The sequence below is a fragment of the Borrelia hispanica CRI genome (genome assembly GCF_000500065.1).
Lineage (GTDB): Bacteria > Spirochaetota > Spirochaetia > Borreliales > Borreliaceae > Borrelia > Borrelia hispanica.
Map to the genome: position 1 here is coordinate 1 of NZ_AYOU01000030.1, position 5,750 is coordinate 5,750.

Consider the following 5,750-nt stretch of genomic DNA (forward strand, 5'->3'; position numbering starts at 1 on the left):
GCTTTGATTGAGAATACTCGAAGGATGGGTGATAATTTCAAAAATCTTGCTTCAGCCGTCAAAGTTGTTGGAAGTAATAGTACCAAAAGTTTCAAAAGCGTTGGGAGCACTCTAAAACGTGTTGGTAAAAATTTGTTCAATGTAAAAAATATGGCAAATGCAGCAGCGGACGCTTTAGAGAGAATGGTAAATACTATTGGTCCTATAGTTTTGATTGTGAAAACTCTTCAAATGGCGGGCAATGCTGTTAATAATGTTTTTACAGGCGCTATGGAGTCTTTAGAATCATTTAACAATGAAGTTAGTGTTTTTTCACAGATGCTAAATAACGATAGTCTTGGAAAAGCTTTAGCCGATGATATGAATGCTTTTGGGGAACAAACCACATTTACTAGTGAAGCTATAAGTAGTGCTGCTCAAACCATGTTATCTTATGGAGCTTCTGCTTCTGAAGTTAGTCAACGTATGCGTATGTTTGGGGAGGCTGCGGGGAATAGTAGTGAAGGACTTACAAAGTTGGCAGAGATCTATTCTAAAGTAGAGGCTAGTAATAGGATTGCCGTAGAAGATCTTGAAGCTCTTCGTAGTGTTGGAGTTGACATTACGGATATTTTGGCAAAAGAAGCTGGAGTAGCAAGTGACGAATTATTAGAATTGGCAAGTAAAGGTCGAGTTGGTTTCGATGAATTAAGTGGTGCTTTGAAGAAGGCTACAGCTGAAGGTGGTAAGTTTTACGGCAATACTGCTCGTGGAGCAAAGAATTTGTCAGAAGCTCAGCTTCAAACTTCTAAATTAAGTAGTAAATTATTTCTTGAGCTTGGAAAAGCATTTGAACCTTTGATGATTGGTTTTGAAAAAACGAAACAATGGTTAATGATTGGAATTTTAGTTCCCATAACAAAAGCAACTGCTTCGGTAATTACTTTTACTAAGAAATTGACAGATTTTGTAGGTTATGTTTCTACCAAGTTTGTTGAGGGATTCAAGTTTGCAATTCAATCAGTTGTCAATATTTTTGTAAAGATCAAAAATTCTGTAGTCGATGTATTTGATCAAATAAAAGAGTTTGCAAACTATGTTGCTACTAAATTTGTTGAAAAATTTAAGGCTGGATTCGAACCGATTATCTCTCTTTTTCAAACTTTGAAAAAATGGTCACAAAGTGTTTGGGATACATTGTATGAAGCATTGAGTATGGTTAAAGGTAAAGATAAGAAGATTGTAGAGACAGTTGCATCATCAGAGCCTGCTCCTGATTTGGTGAAGGATAATAGTAATTCAGAAAAACGAAAAATAGAGGCCGAAAAAAGAAGAATAGATAATCTCAATAAGCAGATGATTGCAGAATATGAGACTTTGCAACAACAAATTTTCAAAATGCAAAGAGCAGTATTTCTTAAGCCTTTGCATGAACAAGAAAAGGCTACTCGTGATTTACAGTCTATAGTAAATGCAAAAAATAAGGAATTTATTGGTAAGTATGGCAAAAATTTTGATATTTTGATTCAACAAAATCAGCAAACTCTTGCTAATATTGAGAAACAGGTTAATGATTTTGCTCAATCTAATCATCATTTTGTGAATCAACATAAAGACTTACAAGCAGAAATAGCAAGACTGAATCAAGAAGTTTTGATGCTTCCATATGAAGAACAAGAAAGTAAAATGAAGGAACTTGCTAATGTTATTAATGTGAAGCAGCAAGAATTTGTTAATAATTATTCAGAAAGTTTTCATTCTCTTAATGATGCTAATAAGCAACTGTTTATTGCCCTTAAAAAGGGAGTAGATGAATTTGAAAAAACAGCAAATGATAGATCTTTTGTAGAAGCACACAAAGCTTTACAAGAAAAGGTTACGTCAATGCAGTTTGAAGTATTTATGCGTCCTTTAAAAGAAAGAGAAAAAGCTACTGCTGAGATGCAGGTTAAGATTAATAAGCTTTATAGTGATTTTGTAGAATCACATAAGAAAGAATTTAAAATGCTTAATGAAGCAAACAGGAATACTTTACTTCAACTTGCAGATCAAGTCAAAGAAACAGCTAAAGGTGTGAGTTTGAATTTAAATGAGATGTTAAATAAGGTTTTATCTGCTACAAAGCAAGTTGTTAATAAAGATTTAGGGAAACAAATAATACTTGATCTAGAATCTGATATAGAGAGGCTATTCGATACTCTAATAAGATCATTTTTTGAATTATCAAAAAATATAGTGTCATCTTTGCCTTTTGGAGACGCTATAGTATCTGTTGTAGAATTTGCCGAAGGAATTTTTCAAGGTTTTGCAGAAGGTGCAGTCAAAAAGATTGAAAAAAAGCGTGATGAGGATTTAAAAGAATTAGCTAAACAAAGTGAAGTTAAACTTCTTAATCTTGAGAAAGTATTTGATCGTGAAATTGAGATGCGAAAAGAGAAGCTGAATGAGCTTGATGCTCAGTATAATAAGGAGATCGCGTTCTTAAAACAGGCTCAAAGTAAAGGACAAATATCTGGAGAGGAGTTTCAAAAGAGAATTTCAAAAGTAGAAAGTGAGTATCAATTTCAAAGACAACAGCATAGTGAAGCAGTTACTAAGGCAGAAGATTCTAAAAAGCTTGAATCGGAGCGTTTACGTAAACTTGAGGTTTTAGAAGGAGAACGAATTAAGGCAGAGGCAGAAGTTGAAAAAGTAAAGTCAAGTTTGTTTTATTGGAACAAAGCTAATGATGTGCGTCATGCTCAAAATTTATTGGACGAAATATTGAAAAGAATGTCAAAAGTAAAATCAGCAGGATCTATAGAAGAAATAAAGCTTGCCCGCAGTGGGGCTATGTTTAAGACGACAAGGCCAACATTTATTCCTGGTGCAGGACTCATGACTAGTGAATTTGGTCAAAATGAGCTTGTAAGAGTAACACCAGCACCAATTGATCAAAATTTGAGAAATTTTGAAGCAAGAATCATCGCAGAAGAGATTAACAGAATACAAAAAAGTGAAGGAAGTAATAAGGGACACGTAATTGTCAATAATTATAATTTTCATGGGGATGTTTTGGATGCCGACAAACTTGTTCGGATGTTGAAAGAGAAGGAACATGCAATTGGTTTTAGAATGTCGGAATAGAAAAAATGAAAAATATTTTCAACAATCGATTTTATCTATTGATTTTTTGTGAAAAAGATGTATAATATTAATTGTATTCATAGTAAGATAATTTATTATTTTTGCTATTGATACACCCTTGAATAAGATCAATAACTTTTGTTGTTGGTCTTATTCTTTTTTTATAAGTTTACTAATTCATAACGATAAGTTTACTAATTCATGACGATAAGTTTACTAATTCATGACGATAAGTTTACTAATTCATGACGATAAGTTTACTAATTCATGACGATAAGTTTACTAATTCATGACGATAAGTTTACTAATTCATGACGATTTAGTAATATAATTATGGGAGGTTCGGGGTTTGTATATATGGTAAGTAAGAATAATAGTAAAAGAAATATTGATGTTGAGTTTCGTATTATGGATCGTTGGAGACTTAATTTTGAATTTATTGTTTGCAATATTTGGTTAATAATGTTTGCTTTATTGTTATTTTTCTTTAATGTTTTGCATTCTCATAGAGGAATTTTAGGCTATGATGTTGGTAGTAATTATAAACTATATTTTACATTACCATTTACAATGGTAATTATTTTAGTACCATCTTCGATATTGTTATATTTTTTGTACTTATTGAGAAAGCGTGTTCAAGTTTCATTGTTTGTATTTTTAGAAAAAGTAGCAATACTTGTATTATTAGTCATAGGACTTGTAACGCAGTCTGTAAGTTCGTGGATGAGTTTTGAAAGTTTTTTTAGCTTGATGTTTGAAAATACTATTAATGACGTTGTTTTGAGCGTTAAAAATAGTCAGAATTCAAAAGAGAAAAATATTCTCAAACGACTCTCTGAGAGAGAAAAAATACTGAAAGATGAGATATCTAATATTGATATTAAGATCAAAAATAATGATGATCGTATAGAATTTGCGAAAAATAAACACTTGAGTTTAGATTATACATATAAAACTATGAAACAAGATTATATGAGAGAAATTGAAAATGCAAGAAGAGAGAATAAGGATTTATTTGCGAAAAAGAATGAATATTTGAAGTCTTTGGATGATTTAGGATCTCAGTTTGATGATCTTGTTGTAAAAAAAGATTTATATAATAATAGAATTAAGGCAATCAATGTGTTAGATGGGACATCTATTGTTATTAATAAAAATGATTATTCAAATATAATTTTTGTTCATTTGCTATTGTTGTTGTCTATTTGTTTAGATATATTTTTAGTAATGGTTTTTTGTATAATACAAAATTCTTATCATAAATTTTGTGAAAGAAAATTATTATTTTTATGTGATGATGGTATTAAGTGTAGTAGTTGTAGTAAGAGTAGTGTGAATCAAAAGGTTCAAAATCATGGTCAAATTTCTAGTTTAGAGGCTAAAGAAATATCTGCAAACAATATTGTTGATAAATCACTTGAGTTTATTGCATCTAATTTAGAACCTGATAGACGTACTATAAAGTCTTTGATTCAAATTAATCAAGATACAAATGTGTCTCATTATAAAATAAGGAAGTATTTATTAGATCTAATGGAGAGAGGTTTAGTTGTAAAGGATAAAAATAGATTGGTACTTGTTGATAATATATCAAATTTATAATAGTTTGAAAATTTAAGTGCTAGTTTTGTAAAGAAATTAAATGCCAAAGTCGTTAATAAATGATTATTTATTTTATTGTATTATTTGTTAATTTATTAATAATTAATTTTAAATTATTGAAAATCGAAATTTTTGCTTTATATTATATTTTGTTTAATATGTAAACCTCAAATAATTTCATTTTATCTATAAATTTCTTAAAATAGTAATAAATATGTTGCTATTTTATATTATATTTATTCATTTGGTGATAATTAATGGGGGTTTAAATAAGACAAATTTTTCAAAAGAGGTGTAATAATGAAATTCAAAAACAAATTTTTAATTTTAAGTTTGCTTTTCAGTTTTATTAGTTGTGATTTATTCTTTGGTTTGAATTCTAATAAGGATGCTATTGAAGAGAATAGTGAATCTTTAGAACACGTTGATAGTGAAACATCTAATCAAAGAGGCATAAGATCTGTTTTAGAAGAAGCAGCTGAAGTAGTAGAACCTGTATTAAAAGCTTTTGTAGAACCTGTATTAGAAGCTATATTAGAACCTGTAGTAGCAAAACCTGTAGTGGTAGATGCTAAAGAAGAAGAAAAAATAGTAGTAGCAGCTGAAGTAGGGGCAGAAGAAGAAAGTGAAGAAAATAAAGAAGTAGAAGAAAAGGATGTAAAAGATTTAGAAGTTAAATTGCAGCTGAATAAGGATGATGATGTTAGAGATGTGAAAGATGCCCTTTATTGGATCAAAGCAATAAAAGAAAAGAAATCAGATATAATGTATGAAGTTTTAGCGATAGCAGGAGATATTGAGCTTTTAAAAAAGATTGTTTCGCAAAAATATAAACAAGAGGATAAGGCTAATGATATAAGTCAACTTTTAGATAATTCTCGACAAATGATACATAATATTATGAGAAGTTCATATGAATATAATGAAGAATTTTTTTCAGAATTGGAAGCAAATTTTCAAAAAGTAAAAAACTTTTTAGAAGAGGCTATTGAAAAAAATAAAAAAATAAAATAAAAAATATTAATAATAATGAAATAGAATAG

The 5,750-nt window shown here is 29.7% G+C and carries 3 protein-coding genes; all 3 read left to right on the plus strand.

Translation table 11 applies throughout. The features are described from left to right. Positions 1-3,105, plus strand: a 3,105-nt coding sequence (locus U880_RS10685; RefSeq protein WP_024654387.1) for a tape measure protein, incomplete at its 5' end; no start/stop codon positions are given. A 357-nt stretch (positions 3,106-3,462) separates the two neighbouring features. Continuing rightward, positions 3,463-4,707, plus strand: coding sequence for a hypothetical protein (locus U880_RS0100755; protein WP_024654388.1), 1,245 nt, complete (start codon positions 3,463-3,465; stop codon positions 4,705-4,707). A 300-nt stretch (positions 4,708-5,007) separates the two neighbouring features. Further along, on the plus strand, positions 5,008-5,721 hold the full coding sequence (locus tag U880_RS0100760; RefSeq protein WP_024654389.1) for a hypothetical protein: 714 nt from the start codon (positions 5,008-5,010) through the stop codon (positions 5,719-5,721). The last annotated feature ends 29 nt before the right edge of the window (positions 5,722-5,750 follow it).

Coding starts and splice junctions, on each gene's coding strand:
- U880_RS0100755 (WP_024654388.1), top strand. CDS start 3,463: ATGGTAAGTAAGAATAATAGTAAAAGAAATATTGATGTTGAGTTTCGT.
- U880_RS0100760 (WP_024654389.1), top strand. CDS start 5,008: ATGAAATTCAAAAACAAATTTTTAATTTTAAGTTTGCTTTTCAGTTTT.